This is a genomic window from Aeromonas allosaccharophila (assembly GCF_000819685.1).
In the GTDB taxonomy this organism is placed as follows: domain Bacteria; phylum Pseudomonadota; class Gammaproteobacteria; order Enterobacterales; family Aeromonadaceae; genus Aeromonas; species Aeromonas allosaccharophila.
Genome location: NZ_CDBR01000066.1, coordinates 31,388 through 50,165 on the forward strand (window position 1 = coordinate 31,388; position 18,778 = coordinate 50,165).

The following is an 18,778-nucleotide window of genomic DNA, read 5'->3' on the forward strand; positions in this document are numbered from 1 at the left end:
ACATGATCGAAACTGAAAAACGTGTAGCGCCACTGGATGACGGACCAGACTGGAACTTCGATCTGCTGGAGACCTATCATCAGGAGATCGCCCGGGTCGCCCGTTTCTACAAGCTGGACACCTACCCCAACCAGATCGAGGTGATCACCGCCGAGCAGATGATGGATGCCTACTCCAGTGTCGGCATGCCCATCGGCTATCAACACTGGTCGTTCGGCAAGCGCTTTATCCACACCGAACGCAACTACAAGCGCGGCCAGATGGGACTGGCCTACGAGATCGTCATCAACTCGGACCCTTGCATCGCCTACCTGATGGAGGAGAACACCATGCCGATGCAGGCGCTGGTGATGGCCCACGCCTGCTACGGTCATAACTCCTTCTTCAAGAACAACTACCTGTTCAAGGCGTGGACCGATGCGTCCTCGATCATCGACTACCTGCTGTTTGCCAAAAAATACATTACCGAATGTGAAGAAAAACACGGTATTGAAGCTGTAGAGCGATTACTGGACTCCTGTCATGCGCTGATGAACTACGGGGTGGATCGTTACAAGCGGCCCCAGAAGATCTCGATGGCCGAGGAGAAGCGGCGTCAGAAGGCGCGGGAAGATTATTTGCAGACTCAGGTCAACGAGCTGTGGCGTACCCTGCCCAAGCAGCATAAAGCTGCTGGCGTGGAGGACAGGCGCTACCCCGCCGAGCCCCAGGAGAACATTCTCTACTTCATCGAGAAAAATGCCCCCTTGCTGGAGCCCTGGCAGCGGGAAGTGGTACGCATCGTGCGCAAGATCAGCCAGTATTTCTATCCGCAAAAGCAGACCCAGGTGATGAACGAGGGGTGGGCCACCTTCTGGCACTACACCATCCTCAATCACCTCTATGACGAGGGCAAGCTGAGCGATCGCTTCATGATGGAGGTGCTGCACAGCCACACCAATGTGGTCTATCAACCGGCCTACAACAGTCGCTACTACTCGGGGATCAACCCCTATGCGCTGGGGTTTGCCATGTTTACCGACCTGCGCCGCATCTGCGAGAACCCGACCGAGGAGGACAGACAGTGGTTCCCCGATTACGCTGGCAGCAACTGGGTCGAAACCCTCCACTTTGCCATGCAGAACTTCAAGGATGAGAGCTTTATCAGCCAGTTCTTAAGCCCGAAGGTGATGCGGGATATGAAGCTGTTCGCCATCGATGACGACGATCTGAAGAACTATCTGAAGGTCTCCGCCATCCACAATGACGAGGGGTACCGTCAGGTGCGCAATACCCTGTCGGCCCAGTACAACCTCAGCAATCTGGAACCCAACATTCAGGTCTACAACGTGGCCGTGAAGGGAGATCGCTCCCTCACCCTGCGCTATGTGCCCCACAACCGCATCCCCCTTGGCGACTCGCGCCACGAGGTGCTCAAGCACCTGCATCAACTGTGGGGGTTCGACGTGGTGCTGGAGCAGGATAACGGCGATCTGCCACCCGATATCATCGGCCGCTGCCCAGAGCGCAAACCGGGGATCTGACCCGTGACCTGAAATCTCGATCTCGGCGGCCCACTTCGGTGGGCCGTTTCTGATTTCTTTTGACTTCGCCAGCGATGACAACCGTGTGACATGGCGCAGAAGCTGCGGAAATAATCGCGAAATATGTGAGGATCAGTGCTTAATTTAAAGCAGTTGATACAGATTGGCCCCGTATACAACCGACCCGGAACAATGACCAAGGATGGCCAGCCCCATGAAGGATGACCCCTTCTCTACCCGATTGCAGCATGAGCTGGATCACCTAAGATCCGTCTTTAACGAGATGGGCGCCTACCTCTTTACCAAGGATCTGGACGGCCGTTACACCTATGCCAATCAGGCTGTACTGGATCTCTTTGGCTGTACTCTCGATGAGCTGCAAGGCCAGGATGACACGTCTTTTTTTTCCTTTGAGGACTCCAACGCCATTCAGCAAAACGATCGACAGGTGCTGGATCAGCAGATCGCCATCGCCCGGGAAGAGGTGAACTATCTCAAACCCACAGGTGAGAAACGGGTCTACTGGACCGTAAAGAAGCCCATGTATGACAGGGATGGCACGCTGATCGGCCTGTGCGGCATCTCCACCGATATTACCGAGCACAAGCTGATCGAGACGCGCTTGGCAGAACAGCACAAGTTGCTGGAGATAGTCCTCGCCAACGTCGATGCCCATATCTATATGAAAGACAGCCTGCACCACTTTCTCTACGTCAATCAGAAGGTGTGTGGACTGCTCGGTCTGCCTGCCGAGCAGATCATCAACCGGCGCGATGACGAGGTGATCCCGGCGGCCAGCGCGTGCCAACTGTGGCGGCTGGACAACCGGGTCTTCGAAACCGGTGAGCTGCAAGCCGGGGAAGAGACGCTGACCGATAGCGAGGGCAATCAGCACTACTACTGGTCGGTCAAGGTGCCCTTTTTGCTGGCCGATGGCACCCCGACCCTGATCGGCATCTCCTCTGACATTACCGAGCTGCACCAGCTCAAGGAGCAACTCCACCAGCAGTCGGTGCGCGATGGTCTTACCGGCCTCTACAACCGCCGCTTCTTCTTCGAGATGTGCGAGAAGAACCTCAGCCTGAACATCCGCCACCACCTCAGCTCGGTGCTGATGGTGCTGGATGTGGATCAGTTCAAGTGCATCAATGATCGCTACGGTCACCCACTAGGGGATCAGGCGCTGGTCCATCTGGGCAAGGTGATGCTGTCGGTGCTGCGCAGCGAAGATGTGCTGGCCCGGATCGGCGGCGACGAATTTGCCATCTTGCTGCCCAACACCACGCTGTCGGCGGCAACTTATCTGGCCGAGCGGTTGCGCCAGCAAGTAATGCAAAGTCCGCTCCCCCTGCCAGATGGCGATGTGCTCATCATGACCATCAGCGCCGGTCTGGTGGAGAATAGTGAGGGGGAGCTGATGGAGAGCCTCTACGCCCGCGCCGATCAGCTGCTCTATCAGGCCAAACAGACTGGCCGCAATTGCGTTGCCTGCAAGGCAGGCTAGCCAAACAACGGGAGGGCCTGCGACCCTCCATTCTCCTGCTGTTCTCCCTCACGCCGGCGCTGTCACGGAGCTTGCTGAGCACTATCCCAGCTGTTTGCGCAGCACAAACTTTTGCACCTTGCCGGTCGAGGTCTTCGGCAGCGGGGTGAAGATGATGCGTTTGGGGGCCTTGAAGTGGGCCATCTGCTCCCGGCAAAAGGCGATCAACTCCGCCTGGGTGGTCTCTCGCCCCTCTTTCAGTTTCACGAAGGCGCAGGGCACCTCCCCCCACTTCTCATCGGGCATGGCGATCACCGCCGCTTCGTCCACATCGGGATGGCGATAGAGCACATCTTCCACCTCCAGACTGGAGATATTCTCGCCGCCGGAGATGATGATGTCCTTGGATCTGTCCTTGATCTCCACATAGCCATCCGGGTGCCATACCGCCAAATCGCCGCTGCGAAACCACCCCTCCGCCATTGCCTCGGCGCTGGCCGCGGGATTTTTTAGATAGCCCTTCATCACCACATTGCCGCGCAGCACGATTTCCCCCATGGACTTACCATCTTTGGCCACCGGCTCACCGCTGACCGGATTGATGACCCGCATCTCCCCCTGCAGGGGCGACGCGACGCCCTGGCGCGCCTTGAGACGCGACAGCGTGGTGGCATCCTGCCCTTGCCAACTGCGCTGCGGTTCGCACAACACGCAGGGGCCATAGGTTTCGGTCAGGCCATAGACGTGGGTCACGGCGATCCCCATCGCCTCCATGCCAGCGATCACGGTCGCGGGCGGCGCAGCCCCGGCGGTCATCACCTTGATGGGGTGATCCAGCCCCTGCTTGAGCGCCGGATCGGCGTTGTTGAGCATGTTGAGCACGATGGGCGCCGCGCAGAAGTGACTTACCTTGTGCTCGTGCAGCGCCTCATAAATGGCGGCAGCCTGCACATGGCGCAGGCAGACGCTCACCCCGGCAGTGGCCGCCAGCGTCCAGGGGAAGCACCAGCCGTTGCAGTGAAACATCGGCAATGTCCAGAGATAGACGGGGTGTTTGGGCAGCTCCCAGGAGAGCACGTTGTTGATGGCGTTGAGGTGGGCACCACGATGGTGATAGACCACCCCCTTGGGATTGCCGGTGGTGCCGGAGGTGTAGTTAAGGGAGATGGCCTGCCACTCATCTTGCGGCAGCCAGCCGGGCTCATCCCCGTTCCCTTGGGCAAGAAACTGTTCATAGTCGAGGTCACTGACAAGCGCCCCCTCCCGATAGAGAGGATCATCGATGGCGATGACCAGCGGTTGGCTCTCCAGCAGATCCAGCGCCTTGCGCACCACAGGGCCAAACTCCCTGTCCACCAGCACCACCTTGCTCTGGGCATGCAGGAAGATAAAGGCCATCGACTCGGCATCGAGCCGGGTATTGATGGTGTTGAGCACGGCGCCGCTCATGGGTACCCCGAAGTGCGCTTCAAACATCGCCGGGATATTGGGCGCGACGATGGAGACGGTATCCCCTTCCCCGATGCCGCGCAGCCGCAGGGCCGAGGCAAGCTGGCGGCAACGGCGGGCGGTCTCGCCCCAGCTCTGGCGCAGCGGGCCGTGGATCAGCGCCGGATAGTCGGGATAGACCCGCTCCGCCCGCCCCAAAAAGCTGATGGGGGTCAGGGCCTCGAAATTGGCGGCGGTTTTAGCAAGGTCGCGCTCATAGATGTTCTGCACTGTCATCGGGTTCCTTCCTCACAGGTGGCACACAACGGGCTGTCCCGGGCTCATTCAAAGATCAGCAAGCGACATGATCATCCTGCCCGTCGCTGGTCTCTTATGGGGATGACAGCCTAACAGTGCGCCAGTGGCGGCAGGTATTAGCAAAACGTCTTAGAGGAACAACGGCAGGAACGTGTGGGGAGAGCACCAGAAAGAGAGTAGCCCCCGTCAATGGCGGAGGCCTTTCCAAACAATGATTAGTGGCGTACCCGCCCCTGCTGGCGGAAACAGTAGAGTTTGAGGCTGATGTCGGCGATATCGGCGGGAAGCTCCTCGCCCCGCTCGGCCAGAGGCCGGTAGAGGGATGAGAGCAGACGTTCGGCCTGCTGCGCCGTGATGATGTTGGCCTGGATGGCCGGGGTGATCCAGCTGGGTAACATTGACATATCTCCCCCTCATTGATCCGGTGACCTCGGGTGAACATCTTCATATCAGGTCTTACGCGGCTGTCTGCCGACCCGTTCACCCTTTGCCTGCCACTTAATCAAAGCAAAATGCTTGCCGTAATCTCTTATCGGCATCTAATCAAGGGGGCTATAGCCATTTATCAACCCGTTGGCGCCGATCCCGGAGCACAAGTATCCGCTTTCATGGCAAATGCCTGACCAACAGTCGTCAGCATTTTGCCGCTCTTGCCTTCTGCCCGCGAATGTCATTGCAAAATGCGACTCGAATTGCTCCTTGTCGCACCAACAGAGCGCGACATGCGCCGGAAACTGGTCACTTTCAGCGCATTGTCGCCAAAGCCAGACACTTTTTCGGGGTGGCTATTTTTTGACCTTGCCAGCAGTTGTCGCAGAACCGCCCCCCTCGCCTTGTCCGGCCAACCGGTTATGACAAGATGGCGCCAGATTGGAACAGCCCGTATGGGCATGCAGGAGAACCATAAAATGAACAGATCCATGATGGCAGGTATCGGTATTGGCATCGCCTCGGCCCTGGCGCTCTCGGCGGCAGCCAGTGGCTCCCTCTTTACGCCGCAGCCCACCTTTGCCGAGGTGATCGCCAGCAAACCGATCACCGAGACCATCAAGACCCCAAGACAGGAGTGTCGCAACGTCACCGTGACTCACCGCAAGCCGGTACAGGATGAGCACAAGATCCTCGGCACCGTGGTCGGCGCGGCACTGGGTGGCGTGGTCGGCCACCAGTTTGGCGGTGGCAGCGGCAAGAAAGTGGCCACCGCAGCCGGAGCGGTCGCGGGGGGGTATGCCGGTAATCAGGTGCAAGGCAATATGCAGGCGGGGGATACCTACACCACCACTGAGCAGCGCTGCAAAACCGTGCAGGATAGCAGCGTCAACACCATCGGCTATGACGTGACCTATCGCCTCGCAGGTCAAGAGGGGGTGATCCGCATGAAGCAAGCCCCCGGCGCCACCATTCCGGTCAAGGATGGCAAACTGGTGATCGACCAGCCAAAAGTGTGATGTCTCCTGACCCCATAAACCACAGGCCCGCCTCTTTCTAGGCGGGCCTGTGGTTTATGGGGTGGCTTGTTTAACTTTTTTCAAACAGCGGCACTCACGGTCATTGCGCTCAGGCCGTCATCCCTTGCAGCACTTTTTCACCGCCCGCACCACGTTCTGATAACCGGTGCAGCGGCAGAGATTGCCCGACAGCCCGCGTCGGATCTCCGCATCGGTCAAGGGGCGGCGTTCGGTCTTGTCGAGCAGGGCGGCGCTCGCCATTACCAGCCCGGGCGTGCAAAAACCGCACTGCACCGCCCCCTCGTCGATAAAGGCCTGCTGCACGTCGGAGAGCTCATTGCCTTTGCGCTCCCCCTCCACGGTGCGAATGGATTTGCCATCGGCCCACACCGCCAGATAGAGGCAGCTGTCGATGGCGGTGCCATTCACCCGCACGGTACAGGCGCCACATTCACCGACACTGCACCCCTCTTTCACGCTGATCAGCCCCTGCCCGCGCAGGAAGTGGAGCAGCGACATGGTGGGCGACACCGCGTAGGAGTAAGGTTTGCCGTTGATCTCGCACTGGATCTCTACGGCGGGACAGGTTTGCGGTTGCATCATAGGATCTTGCCTCCGGCACGTTCGACTGCGCAGGCGACCACCCGCTGCGCCAGGGTTTTGATAAGGTGCAGGCGAAATTCCTTTTCTGCCCGCCAGGAGGATCGCGGCGCCACATCGGCCACCACCGCCTCGGCAATCGCGGCCAGTGTGGCGCGAGTCAGCGGTTGCCCTTCGGCCGCAGCTTCTGCGTGAGGGGTGCGCACCGGGGTCGGGGCCGCCACGCCATAGGCCAGCCGTAGACTCTTGAAGTGACCATCCTCAATCTGGCAGTAGGCGGCGCAGCCGATGGTAGCGATATCCATGGCATCGCGCATGGCGTACTTGAAGTAGTGGGAGCCCACATGGGGGTGTGAGTCCGGGGCAAAGTGAAATGCCACCAGGATTTCCGCCGGTTGCAGCGCCACCTTGCCGGGGCCGGTGTGAAAACCGGCGATGGGAATGCGGCGTGTGCCGTCTGGCCCGGCAATCTCCAGCTCGGCTTCCAGCGCGACGGTAGGCGCCGCCGAGTCGGCACTAGTAGCACCGTTGCAGATATTGCCGCCATAGGTGGCGACGTTGCGGATCTGCGGGCCCGCGATGGTGGCAGCCGCTTCCGCCAGCATCGGCAGGCGGCGCTGCACCAATTCGTTTTCGATGATCTCGGTAAAGGTGGTGCCGGAGCCGATACGGATCGATCCGTCCGGCAACTCGCTCACCCCTTTGAGCTCGGGCAAGTCGTGAATATCGACGATATGGCGATAGGCGGCGTTGAGGTGATGCAGCTGGATCATCACATCGGTGCCACCGGCCAGCAGGCGCGCCTCGGGGTAGGCCTGGCGCAGGGCGACGGCCTCGGCCACGCTGTGCGCCTTGTAGTAACGGGCAATATCAAACATGGTGTTGCTCCTCCCCTGATCCCTCGCCAATCAAACCCGCCGCGACAAACTCCCGGAACAGGGTCTTGGGGGTGATAGGCAGCTCGTTGATGGCCACCCCGGTCGCCATGCGAATGGCGTTACGGATCGCAGGGCCCGGCGAGATGATGGGCGGTTCCCCCAGTGATTTGTGGCCATAGACCGACTGGGGCTCATAGGTCTGCACGAAGTCGCATTCGAGTTCAGGCAAATCCAGCATGGTGGGGAACTTGTAGTCGAGCAGGTTGGGGTTGCGCACCACGCCGGTCTTGGCGTCGATGATCATCTCCTCGAACAGCGACCAGCCGATCCCCATCCCCATGCCGCCGTGCACCTGCCCCTCCGCCAGCTGCGGATTGAGGATCTTGCCGGCATCGTGCAGGTTGATGATGCGATTGATGGTCACCTTGCAGAGATCAATATCGACGCTGAGATCGACAAAGGTGCAGCCGAAACTCGGCGGGTTGGTGGTGGTCTTGTGGGAGACCTCGGCGGTGATCTGGCCGCCGATGGTGAGGTGGTAATAGGCGTTGACCGACACCTCGGCCACGCTGATCAGCACCTTGTCCGGCGCACCAGCCAGCACCACGTAGCCGTCGATCAGAGTGAGCGACCCCACATCCTGATGGCAGAGCTGGGCTGCCAGCGACAGAATGCGAGCCCGCAGTTGCAGCGCCGCCTGATGGATGGCGGGGGCCGCCACATAGCTCTGGCGCGAAGCGAACGAGCCCGGATCATAGGCGGTGATGTCGGTATCCTGAGTCGAGATGACCCGGATCTGCTCAAACGGGATCCCCAGTGTCTGGGCCGCCATCTGGGCAAAGACGGTATCCGACCCCTGCCCTATCTCGGTGGCGCCGATCTGCAGATTGACGGTGCCATCCTGATTGAGCAGCATGCGGGCACCGGCAATTTCGACCCCCACCGGATAGGTGTTGGAGCCGTAGCTAAAACAGGCGACTCCGATGCCGCGCCGCACCCGGCTTGCCGGATCCTGCCCCAGACACTCGGCCTTGAGCCGATCCCACTCGAACATCTCGCGGCCACGCAGCAGGCAGTCCGGCAACCCGGCGCTGTAGATGGTCTTCTGGTTGACCTGATTGACGTCGCCTTCGCGCGCCACGTTGGCGATCCGCACATCGAGCGGATCCAGCCCCAACTCGGCGCAGGCATCATCCAGCATGCACTCGAGGGCAAAAATCACCTGCGGTGCACCGTAACCGCGCATGGCACCGGCGGTGGGCAGGTTGCTGTAGAAAGTCTTGGCGTCATAGCCGAAGGCGCTGCGCGGATAGAGGTAACTGATCTTGTTGCCACCGGCGCTGGCGATGGAGTGGCCGTGAGAGGCATAGCCGCCGGTGTTGGAGAGCACATCGAGCTGATAACCCTTGAGGGTGCCATCGCGGTTGAGGCCCATCTTGCCATCGATGGCAAAGCCGTGGCGGGTGCGGGAGGCAAAGAAACACTCTTCCCGACTCAGGGTCACCTTGACCGGCACGCCACCGAGCTTGTAGCTCAAAAACGCCGCCATCGGCTCTTCCAGTACATCCTGCTTGTTGCCAAAACCGCCACCCATATAGGGCTTGATCACCCGCACGCTGGACCAGGGCAGGCCGAGGGATTTGGCCACCCGGCTGCGCACAATCTGGGGGATCTGGGTACTGCTGACGACGATGATGTGGTCCGGCTGATCCATGTAGGCGTAGCAGGTCACCGTCTCCAGATGGCAGTGCTGCACCACCGGTGTCCGGTAGTGTGCCTGAAACTGCAGATCTGCCGCCGCAATGGCCTGCTCCGGGTCATTGGCGCGAAGCTGACTTTGGCGCAGCAAATTGCCACTCGGGTGGATGGGATAGGCCCCCTCTGCCAGCGCACTTTCGGCATCCGTCATCACCGGCAGTGGCTCATAGGTCACCTTGACCAGCGAGGCCGCTTTTTCGGCCACCAGCGGATCGCGGGCCACCACGATGGCAACGCCATCGCCGAAGTGACGTACATGGTCGGTGAGCAGACGGCGGTCTTTCACATCCCGTTTCGCCTCATCGAGGGACCAGGCGTGGCCGGCGGTGCGAAAACAGGTGGTGGGCACATCTTCATGAGTAAACACGGCTTCGACCCCATGCAGGGCCAGCGCCTCGGTCGCGTCGATGGCAAGCACCTTGCCGTGGGCGATATTGCTGCGCACATACTTGGCGTGGCGCATCCCGAGCATGATGTTGTCATCGGTATAGCGGGCGCTGCCGGTCACCTTGGCCTCGGCATCCACCCGCTTGAGCGGTAATCCTATGGACATATGCAAGTCCTTTTTTCGAAGGGAAAAATCTGGAACCGGCATAAAAAACAGCAAGATATGCGCCTGTTTCCAGCCATCGTCAGGACAATGGGGAGAAGTGTGAAGGGGATCCCATCTAACCCGCTTTTGTTGGCTCGCAGCGACAAACCAAGCGCAGCCCCTGAGCACATGGGGCGCATCAGCGGTGAAAAAAGCGGCAGCGCGGGGACAGCAAGGGCGTGAGCCTATCAATCTGGTAGGGGGATTTATCAAAATGGTATCGCGATGAGACCACCCAACTGCGGAGACGACCGAGGCGTGATAGCCAGCGTGGGCGGGCTGAGCGCCGCAGACATAAGCAGATATAAAAAACGCAGGCATAAAAATGGGGCCGCCAGTGCGGCCCCAAACGGGAGGGTTATCCCTAAATAGCCCACCCCCCAGCATAAAAGAGCACCAGCGCCAGGGCGATGACCACGGTGCCGACGTTGAGCTTGTGCCACTCCTTCGAGCAGATGCGGCCGATCACCAGCGAGCTGAAGCCGAGCATGATACCGGTGACGATATTGCAGGTAAGCACGATAAAGACCGCGCACACCAGACCGGACATGGCCCCGACAAAGTCATCGAAATCGAGCTTGGTGACATTGCTCAGCATCAGGAGCCCCACATACATCAGGGCCGGTGCGGTGGCATAGGCTGGCACCAGATAGGAGAGCGGCGAGAGGAACAGCATCAACAGGAACAGGCCGCCGACCACAGTCGCGGTCAGGCCGGTTTTGCCCCCCGCCGCAGTGCCTGCTGCCGATTCGATATAGACGGCAGCCGGGGCCGCCCCCACCAGACTGGAGAAGATGCTGCTGACCGAGTCGGCACTGAGCGCCTTGCCGCTGTTGATGATGTGACCATCTTTATCGAGCAGGTTGGCCTGCCCCGCCACGGCCCGGATGGTGCCGGTGGCATCAAATACCGCCGTCATCACCAGCGCCAGCACGCTCGGCAACACCAGCGGCGAGAGGGCCCCCATAATATCCAGACTGAAGATCAGGGACTGACCCTGCGCGTCCGAGAGGCTCGGCAGGGCGAACAGCCCCTGATACTTCACTGCCGGATCGAAAATGAGGCCGAAGATGGAGATGGCGATGATCACCAGCAGGATCCCACCCGGTACTTTCAGCTTCTCCAGCCCGAAGATCACCGCAAGGCCGATCAGGGACATAATGACCGGCATGGAGGTAAAGGCCCCCAGCGCCACCGGCAGCCCCTCCAGAGGGTTCTTGATCACCAGCCCCACCCCGTTGGCGGCGATCAGCAGCAGGAAGAGACCAATCCCGATGCCGGTGCCGTGGGCAATCCCCATCGGCAGGTTGTCGAGGATCCAGCTACGCACCCCGGTCACCGAGATGGCGGTAAAGAGTACCCCCATCAGGAAGACGGCCCCCAGCGCCACCGGGATCGGGATCTGCTGCCCCAGCACCAGACTGAAGGCGGTAAACGCCGTGAGGGAAATAGCGCAACCGATGGCCATCGGCAACTTGGCCCAGAGCCCCATCAAGAGCGAACCGAAACCCGCCACCAGACAGGTGGCGACAAACACGGCGCCGGGAGGAAAGCCCGCCTTGCCGAGCATGCTCGGCACCACTATCACCGAGTAGACCATGGCAAGGAAAGTGGTGAGGCCCGCCAGTACCTCCTGTCTGATGTTGCTGCCCCGCTCGCTGATCATAAAGTAGCGATCAAGAGCGGTGATCGGCTGTTGCTTTGGTGCGCTCTTGCCGGCGTCATCATTGGCCAGCTGTTCCACGCTGTTTGTCCTGCTGTTTGCTTGGGTCATACCCAACTCCTTCACACGCGCCTGAATGTTCCATGACGAAATGGCGGCAGGATCTGCGGATCTGCCGAGCGCCGGTATGGTGAAAAACAGGCGATAGCGGCAGAGAGTGCGACAGACAGACCAGGAGAGGCAACCCTGACTCAAACGTTTGCCTTGCTGGTCAAAAAACCGGGCCATTTCAGGTTCTATTGCGGGGAGATCCCCTGTCGTGCGGCAAGACTGGCGCCCCGTGGGGCACGCCAGCCGCCGTATTCTTTGGGGCTGCGCCGCGGCAGCCCCCTCCATCCCCTACCCCCGTTCGTGTACCAGTTGGCCATCCACATAGGTGCGGTAGATGGATCTGTCATCCCCCAGGGTCAACAGCACAAAGAGCTTGTCCCGCAGGGTGGTGGAGTTGTCATAACGCAGCTGCTGCAACGGGGTGGCAACCGGGTCGAGCACCACGAAATCCGCCTCCTTGCCCACCGCAAAGCTGCCGATCTTCTCGTCCAGCCCCAGCGAATGGGCACCGCCCAGCGTCGCCAGATAGAAGGCCTGATAGGCCGAGAGCCGCTCCCCCTGCAACTGCATCACCTTGTAGGCCTCGTTGAGGGTCTGCAGCATGTTGAAGGTGGTACCGGCGCCGATGTCGGTGCCCATCCCCACCTTTACTTGCTTGCGCCACGCCTTGTGCAGCTTGAACAGCCCGCTGCCGAGATAAAGGTTGGAGGTGGGGCAGAAGGCGATGGTGGAGCCGGTCTCCTTCAGGCAATCCCACTCCTGCTCTTCCAGATGAACGCAGTGAGCAAAGACGCAGTTGTGGCCAGTGAGGCCATGCTGGTGATAGACATCGAGATAACCCTTGTGCGCCGGGAAGAGGGATTTGACCCAGGCGATCTCGTCCTTGTTCTCACACAGATGGGTGTGCAGATAGGTGGTGGGAAACTCTTCGCGCAGTCGCCGCGCCATCGTCAGCTGCTCGGGTGTCGAGGTGGGTGCAAATCGTGGTGTGATGGCATAGAGCAGGCGACCATTGCCGTGCCACCGTTCAATTAACTGCTTGCTCTGCACATAACTGCTCTCGGCGGTATCGAGCAGATAGTCGGGCGCATTGCGATCCATCATCACCTTGCCCGCGATCATCCGCATATTGATGCGACTGGCCGCCTCGAACAGGGCATCCACCGACTCGGGGTGAACGGTGCCGAACACCAGCGCGGTGGTGGTGCCATTGCGCAGCAGCTGCTTGATAAAGAAGGTGGACATCTCGCGGGCATATTCGAGATCGTTGTAGCGCCGCTCGGCCGGGAAGGTGTGGCGGTTGAGCCACTCCAGCAGCTGCTCGCCATAGGCCCCCACCATCTCGCTCTGGGGATAGTGAATGTGGGTATCGACAAAGCCAGGCACTATCATCTTGCCGCGATAATCGCGCACCCGCACCTCGGCCGGAATGCGATCCTTGCCCTCCTCCCACTGACCGAACCAGTCGATGCAACCGTTGCGAATGATCAGCAGGCCATCCTCGATAAGACGGGCATTGGCCTCAATCTCCTCGGGCTGATCCACCACCCGGGTGATATCGAAGAAGCTGCCACGCACCGCTTTGACAGAGTTGTCGTTTTTCATAACTGTTTCCCTGTTTTTCTTGTTCTGTTGACGTTTTTGTCGGTTTAACCGTCAGATCCGTTCCACTTGTGGCGCCACCGCTTGCCCGGGCACTTGCTCTGGTGAATCCTCACCCTTCCTGCCCCCTGGCTGACCCGCACTGCGGGCGGTAAAGATCACATCCGGTTTGTCGCTCAGCTGGATCACCTCCACCGCCTCGGCATCCTTGATAGCCGCCTTGCGCTTGCGGCTTTGCGGCAACACCAGATTCATGATGATGGCGGTGATCCCACCGGCGCAGATGGGGTTTTCCACCAGCATGTAGATGCCCGCTGGCAGCACCTTAAAGACGTTCGGGTCATAGGAGACGCCAAGCCCAAGACCCAGCGAGGTGGCGACAATCAGGGTCTCTCGCCGATCGAAACCGTGGCTGATGATGATGCGACCACCAGCGATGGCGATCATGGAGAACATGATGACCATGGCCCCCCCCATCACCGGCGAAGGGATGGTGGTAAAGAAGCGCCCTACGACGGGGAAGAGCCCCAGCAGCACCAGCATGACGGCGATAAACTTGCCCACATGACGGGATGCCACCCCAGTCATCTGGATCACCCCGTTGTTCTGGGCAAAGGTGGTGAGCGGCAGGGAGCCGAGGGCCGAGGCGATCACCGATACCAGACCGTCGGCCAGCACTCCGCCGGAGAGCCGTTTTTGAAACTCGGGGCCCTGGATCTCCCGCCGGGAGACCATGGCGGTAGCGGTAATGTCCCCCACGGCCTCCAGCACGCTCAGCAGATAGATGGTGCCCGCCAGCAGAAAGGCGTGAAAATCGAAGGAGAAACCGTACTTGAACGGAATTGGCACAGTGATAAGCGGCAGGTTCTCAAGGGCAGAGAAATCCACCATGCCGAGCATCAGGGCCACCGCATAGCCCACCATCAGACCGATAGCGATCCCGCTCATGCGAAGCAAGGGGCTTCGGCTGCAGTTGAAGGCGACGATGACGCAGAGCACCAGCAGCCCCAGCCCGATGTTCTCATATTTGCCAAAGGTGCCGCTGCTCATGGCGGAGAAGCCGCCGCCAAAGTCGATGATCCCCACCTTGATCAGGCTCAGGCCAATCATCAGCACCACTACCCCGCTCACGGTCGGGGTGATCACCCGCTTGAGGTAGGGCAGCACGAAGGAGGAGCCCATCACCAGAAAGGCGCCGACGAAGGAGACTCCGAGCAGGGTCGAGACAATCAGCTCCTCGTGGATGCCATCTTTCTTCATGGCGCCGCCGAGGGCGATCATCACGGTGACGAAGGAGAAGTTGACCGACTGAATGGAGAGCAGCCCCGAACCGATAGGGCCATAACGATTCACCTGCAGCCAGGTGCCGATACCGGAGGCGATCATCGCCATGGAGACCAGATAGGCGGTGGTCTCGGTGGAGAGGCCCAGGGCACCGCCGACAATCAACGCCGGGGTCACCATGGGAACAAAAATCGCCAGCAGATGGGTCACTGCGCCCATCAGGGTTTGATAAAACGGGGGTTTGTCTTCCAGCTCGTAAATAAGATCAGAGTGCTTGCGTGTTGTTTTAGACATCGTGTTTGTCCCATCACACAGAATGGAGGCGGAGTACTCATTCCGCCATCAGGCGCTGGGGGCGAGCGTTCACCCGCCCCTCACCTTTTCTTTTGTTATGCCGACACTTTTTGCTCCAGCTTGCCCAGTTCGCGCAGGATCTGTTCCGGCGTGAAGTGCCACTTGCGCAGCCAGACCCCGCAGGCGTCGTGGATGGCGGTGGCGATGGCGGGCGCCGCGCCGTTCACCCCGATCTCCGAGATGGACTTGGCGCCGTAGGGGCCGACCTTGTCGTCACTCGGTACCAGGAAAGCCCGGAAGTCGCGCGGAATATCGCCAATCTTGGGCGCGCCATAGCTCTTGAGATCCCGGGTGAGCGGGATGCCCTTGCTGTCGTAGCAGATCTCCTCGCTCATGGTGTGGCCGATGGCCCGCATGGTCGCCCCGTAGATCTGGCCGAGCGCCAGCTCCGGGTTGATGGGGGTACCGCAGTCGAGCAAGGCGTAGAACTTGTCGAGACGGATCTCGCCGGTTCTGACGTTGACCGCCACCTCGGCGAAGTTGGCCCCATACGGGAAGGCCAGCTCGGAGGTGATGTAACTGGCGGTGCCCACCAGAATACCGAAGCCGGTGCCGGTCTCGGCCTTGTGGGCCAGCTTGGCGAGGGTCACCTCCCCCTGCTTGCCGCGCACTATACCCGGGTGAACCAGTTCCACATCCTCCACCGGCTCGCCCAGCATGGCGGCGCCGTGGAACAGGATCTTCGCCTTGAGGTTCTCGGCCGCCATCTTGGCCGCGTTGCCGGAGAAGCAGGTACCGGACGAGGCGTAGGCCCCCTTGTCGAACAGGGCGTGGTCGGTGTCACCGGAGATCACATGCACATCGCTGAGCGGGCAACCGAGCACTTCGGCAGTCAGCTTGGCCACCACAGTGTCCAGGCCAGTACCGATGTCGGCACCACCGGAGTGGACGATAAAGGTGCCGTCAGATTCCAGCTTGACCATGCAGTTGGCCTGATCAATATCCGGGATCCCCGATTTCTGCATGATGATGGCGACGCCACGACCGATGCGCCAATCCCCGTCAGCGGGTTTGGGGCTATCCCAGGCAATAAGTTCGCGACCCTGTTTGAGGATGGGTTCGAGGGCACAGCTGGCCGCGTGGGGCACCGAGGTAGGCATCTTGCCCTCGCCGATGGCACCCAGCACCTTGAGGATATCCCCCTCATGCACCCGGTTGTGCTCCACCATGTCGAGCTGATCGATGCCCAATTTCTCGGCCAGTTCGGCAATCGCCATGGTCAGCGCGAAGTTGCCCTTGGGCGCGCCGTAGCCCTGATAGGCCCCGGTCGGGCAGATGTTGCTGTAGTAGGTGTTGACGGTAAAGCGCACGTTGTCGCACGGATAGAGCGGCAAAGAGAGCGCCGGGCCGTTGCTCGGCACCGTCAATGAGTGGTTGCCGTAAGGGCCGGTGTTGGCGCGAAAATCCATCTCGATGGCGGTGATGGAGCCATCTTTCTTGGCCCCCACTTTCACCTTCACCTTGGCCACGTGGCGCGAGGTGTTGCTGATGAACTCCTCTTCACGGGTATAGCGGAAGGTGACCGGACGGCCGGTGACCTTGGTCGCCCAGGCGCACACCTCTTCCAGCAGGATATCCTGCTTGGAGCCAAAGCCGCCCCCTACCCGCTCCTTGATCACGTGCACCTGATGTTGCTTGAGGCCGACGATACGCGCTACCTGACGGCGTACGTGCCACGGCACCTGGGTGGAGGCGTGAATGACCAGACGATCGCCATCCATGTAGGTGAAGCAGATGTGCGGTTCGGTCGGGCACTGCTGGGCCTGAGTCGATTCGTAGGTGCGCTCGACAATCTCGTCCGCCTCGGCAAAGCCTTTTGCCACGTCACCGATCTGGCCATGGACGCTGGCGGCCAGGTTCTCGTGCGGGCGGGAGCCGATGGGGAAGTTGATGATCATGTGCTCGTCGCCACGGCGTACCGAGCAGGCGTTCTGCTGCTCCAGATCCGCCGGCGCTCCGGCCATGTAGACGATGGGTTCGTCATGCACCAGCGGGGCATTGGGGGCCATCGCCTCATCGATGTTCATGACCGCAGGCAACACCTGATACTCGACATCGATGAGTTTGAGGGCCGCCAGCGCGACCGCTTCGCTCTCTGCCACCACGGCGGCGACACGATCACCGACGTGACGCACCTTGCGGCCAAACATGCGGCGATCGAGCGGTGACGGCTCGGGGGCACTCTGGCCACCCGGGGTGTAAAACACATCCGGGCAGTTGAGATAGGTAATGACATGCACCACACCCGGCAGCGCCTCGGCACGGCTCACATCAAGTTTGGTGATCACCGCATGGGGATGGGGGCTGCGCAGCATCTTGATGATCAGCGCATCGTCGGTAACCCGATCCTCCACGTAGCAGGGCTTGGCCTGCACCATCTTGGCGGCGTCCACTTTCGGACAGCTCTTGCCGATGTGGCGCAGGTCGTCACGAAACTCCGGGGCGATCTGGCACAGATAATCGGGATCCTTCATCCGTGAGCAGGCAAGCTCGATGGCCTGATAGAACTGCTGGTAGCCGCCATCGCGGTGAAATAGGCCCGAGAGGGCATCATCGATTTGATCACGGCTGGGCTCGGGATGGCGATCAAGCAGGTCGGTGACAATCAGCGCGGCGGCCGGATCGTTGTAGCCGGACTGCACCACACCCACATCCACCATCGCCTGCTGCACCAGACTGAGCTGGTTCCAGCTGCCGAGGGACTCGGCGGTGCGCACCTGCGCTCCCTCCAGCTGGGCGGCGATCAGCAGGGAGGCGTTGATCACCTTGCCGTTGAAGAGAATGGCGTCGGAGCCGGCGAAACCGAAGCCGTCGTCGCTGTTGCGTACCGAGTGCATCCTGCACTGGTTGAACAGCACCCGCTGGGCATTGTCACCGGCCTGGCAGATGACGGTACGCAGGGCACCGTTCAGGGTAAAGTTGAGTTCCATCATGCTTGCACCTCCTGCTGCTGGCAGTCCACCAGCAGATCCGCCACTACCACGCCAGTGATATACCGCTTGTAACTCACGCTGCCCGCCAAATCCTCACGGGGCGAAATCAGCTCGCTCACGGCGGCCTCCAGCGCGGCATCGTGCAGTTCGCGGCGCTCCAGATCCCGCAGACGCATCGGCTGCGGGGTAACGCCAGCGACGGCCACCCGCATCTCGCCAATGCTGTCGAGGGCCACGGCAGCGGTCATCACTGCCAGCCCGTCGGCGTTGCGGCTGATGCGGCGGGTGGCGCAGCGCAGTTCAGGCTCCGGCAGCACAATCCCCAGCACCAGGGCATTGCGCTGACCCGCCAGATAGGCGTCGATGGGTTGCAGCAGGTTGTTCTCCAGCACGACCACCGCTTCGAGCACCAGCAGCACCGGCAGCAAGGGGGAATCCTGCTGTTGGCAGGCAATCTCGCCGCCGATGGTGGCCTGATTGCGCAGATGGCGGGAGTAGACAAACCCCAGCGCCTCGCACAGGGCGGCCGGGGTACGGGGATCCTCTTTCAGGGTCTGCAGGGTGACGGTGGCGCCGATATGGATCTGGCCGTGCTGCTGCTCAATCTGGTCAAGCCCCAGCTTCTCCAGCGAGATGGCGACCTTCTTGTCGGTGCGGGTCGGGGCGGCGTTAAGCTTGCTGCCGCCCCCCATGTAGACGGCGTCGTTGCCGAAGCTGGCCTTGAGTTCCAAAGCCTGACCCAGTTGTTCGGGTCGGAAGAATTGCTCAATCATGTGTCGTCCTTACTCTTGCTGCCCGCCGCC

General features: G+C 60.7%; 13 protein-coding genes. 3 read left to right on the forward strand and 10 right to left on the reverse strand.

Annotated features, from left to right (window positions below):
* Positions 1-2 precede the first annotated feature (2 nt).
* Entirely contained in the window at positions 3-1,523 is a 1,521-nt protein-coding gene (locus BN1115_RS12460; RefSeq protein WP_042060437.1) for a SpoVR family protein, read from the forward strand.
* 202 nt (positions 1,524-1,725) lie between these two features.
* Positions 1,726-3,027 (forward strand): sensor domain-containing diguanylate cyclase, encoded by a 1,302-nt coding sequence (locus BN1115_RS12465; RefSeq protein WP_244152274.1) that lies wholly within the window; start codon positions 1,726-1,728, stop codon positions 3,025-3,027.
* Between the two features lie 81 nt (positions 3,028-3,108).
* Here BN1115_RS12465 and BN1115_RS12470 read toward each other — a convergent pair whose 3' ends face one another.
* Together BN1115_RS12470 and BN1115_RS12475 are read right to left on the reverse strand one after the other, a co-directional pair.
* Positions 3,109-4,731, reverse strand: a complete 1,623-nt coding sequence (locus BN1115_RS12470; RefSeq protein ID WP_042657400.1) for an acyl-CoA synthetase — start codon at positions 4,729-4,731, stop codon at positions 3,109-3,111.
* Positions 4,732-4,967: 236 nt separating this feature from the next.
* Entirely contained in the window at positions 4,968-5,156 is a 189-nt protein-coding gene (locus tag BN1115_RS12475; RefSeq protein ID WP_042657401.1) for a hypothetical protein, read from the reverse strand.
* A gap of 504 nt (positions 5,157-5,660) precedes the next feature.
* Here BN1115_RS12475 and BN1115_RS12480 point away from each other — a divergent pair.
* Positions 5,661-6,200: a glycine zipper 2TM domain-containing protein gene (locus tag BN1115_RS12480; RefSeq protein WP_042062616.1), complete on the forward strand. Its 540-nt coding sequence runs from the start codon at positions 5,661-5,663 to the stop codon at positions 6,198-6,200.
* Positions 6,201-6,317: 117 nt separating this feature from the next.
* Here BN1115_RS12480 and xdhC read toward each other — a convergent pair whose 3' ends face one another.
* The 8 genes from xdhC to ygfM all read right to left on the reverse strand — a co-directional run bounded on the left by xdhC (position 6,318) and on the right by ygfM (position 18,748).
* Complete coding sequence (gene xdhC, locus BN1115_RS12485; protein WP_005352221.1) at positions 6,318-6,803, reverse strand: xanthine dehydrogenase iron sulfur-binding subunit XdhC; 486 nt, start codon at positions 6,801-6,803, stop codon at positions 6,318-6,320.
* Entirely contained in the window at positions 6,800-7,678 is an 879-nt protein-coding gene (gene xdhB / locus BN1115_RS12490; protein ID WP_042657402.1) for a xanthine dehydrogenase FAD-binding subunit XdhB, read from the reverse strand. Before xdhB ends, xdhC begins: the two co-directional genes overlap by 4 nt.
* Entirely contained in the window at positions 7,671-9,989 is a 2,319-nt protein-coding gene (gene xdhA / locus BN1115_RS12495; protein ID WP_042657403.1) for a xanthine dehydrogenase molybdenum-binding subunit XdhA, read from the reverse strand. The genes xdhB and xdhA overlap by 8 nt, the downstream gene beginning before the upstream one ends.
* 403 nt (positions 9,990-10,392) lie before the next feature.
* A complete protein-coding gene (locus BN1115_RS12505) occupies positions 10,393-11,694 on the reverse strand; it encodes an NCS2 family permease (RefSeq protein ID WP_197931153.1) in 1,302 nt (433 codons plus the stop codon).
* A gap of 396 nt (positions 11,695-12,090) precedes the next feature.
* The gene (gene guaD, locus BN1115_RS12510; protein WP_042657405.1) at positions 12,091-13,407 is read right to left on the reverse strand and encodes a guanine deaminase; all 1,317 of its coding nucleotides are present in this window, start codon (positions 13,405-13,407) and stop codon (positions 12,091-12,093) included.
* Positions 13,408-13,458: 51 nt separating this feature from the next.
* Positions 13,459-14,982, reverse strand: a complete 1,524-nt coding sequence (locus tag BN1115_RS12515) for a nucleobase:cation symporter-2 family protein (RefSeq protein ID WP_042657406.1) — start codon at positions 14,980-14,982, stop codon at positions 13,459-13,461.
* Positions 14,983-15,077: 95 nt separating this feature from the next.
* Positions 15,078-17,975 carry a molybdopterin-dependent oxidoreductase Mo/Fe-S-binding subunit gene (locus tag BN1115_RS12520; protein WP_208597758.1) on the reverse strand — a complete coding sequence of 966 codons (2,898 nt, stop codon included), beginning with the start codon at positions 17,973-17,975 and terminating at the stop codon, positions 15,078-15,080.
* Positions 17,972-18,748: a molybdopterin-dependent oxidoreductase FAD-binding subunit gene (ygfM, locus tag BN1115_RS12525; RefSeq protein WP_042657407.1), complete on the reverse strand. Its 777-nt coding sequence runs from the start codon at positions 18,746-18,748 to the stop codon at positions 17,972-17,974. Before ygfM ends, BN1115_RS12520 begins: the two co-directional genes overlap by 4 nt.
* Between the last annotated feature and the right edge of the window lie 30 nt (positions 18,749-18,778).

Excerpts from the sequence above, each read along its gene's own strand:
- BN1115_RS12465 (WP_244152274.1), top strand. The coding sequence starts at position 1,726 with ATGGCCAGCCCCATGAAGGATGACCCCTTCTCTACCCGATTGCAGCAT.
- BN1115_RS12470 (WP_042657400.1), bottom strand. The coding sequence starts at position 4,731 with ATGACAGTGCAGAACATCTATGAGCGCGACCTTGCTAAAACCGCCGCC.
- BN1115_RS12520 (WP_208597758.1), bottom strand. The coding sequence starts at position 17,975 with ATGATGGAACTCAACTTTACCCTGAACGGTGCCCTGCGTACCGTCATC.
- BN1115_RS12475 (WP_042657401.1), bottom strand. The coding sequence starts at position 5,156 with ATGTCAATGTTACCCAGCTGGATCACCCCGGCCATCCAGGCCAACATC.
- ygfM (WP_042657407.1), bottom strand. The coding sequence starts at position 18,748 with ATGATTGAGCAATTCTTCCGACCCGAACAACTGGGTCAGGCTTTGGAA.
- BN1115_RS12480 (WP_042062616.1), top strand. The coding sequence starts at position 5,661 with ATGAACAGATCCATGATGGCAGGTATCGGTATTGGCATCGCCTCGGCC.
- xdhB (WP_042657402.1), bottom strand. The coding sequence starts at position 7,678 with ATGTTTGATATTGCCCGTTACTACAAGGCGCACAGCGTGGCCGAGGCC.
- BN1115_RS12505 (WP_197931153.1), bottom strand. The coding sequence starts at position 11,694 with ATGATCAGCGAGCGGGGCAGCAACATCAGACAGGAGGTACTGGCGGGC.
- guaD (WP_042657405.1), bottom strand. The coding sequence starts at position 13,407 with ATGAAAAACGACAACTCTGTCAAAGCGGTGCGTGGCAGCTTCTTCGAT.
- BN1115_RS12460 (WP_042060437.1), top strand. The coding sequence starts at position 3 with ATGATCGAAACTGAAAAACGTGTAGCGCCACTGGATGACGGACCAGAC.
- xdhC (WP_005352221.1), bottom strand. The coding sequence starts at position 6,803 with ATGATGCAACCGCAAACCTGTCCCGCCGTAGAGATCCAGTGCGAGATC.
- BN1115_RS12515 (WP_042657406.1), bottom strand. The coding sequence starts at position 14,982 with ATGTCTAAAACAACACGCAAGCACTCTGATCTTATTTACGAGCTGGAA.
- xdhA (WP_042657403.1), bottom strand. The coding sequence starts at position 9,989 with ATGTCCATAGGATTACCGCTCAAGCGGGTGGATGCCGAGGCCAAGGTG.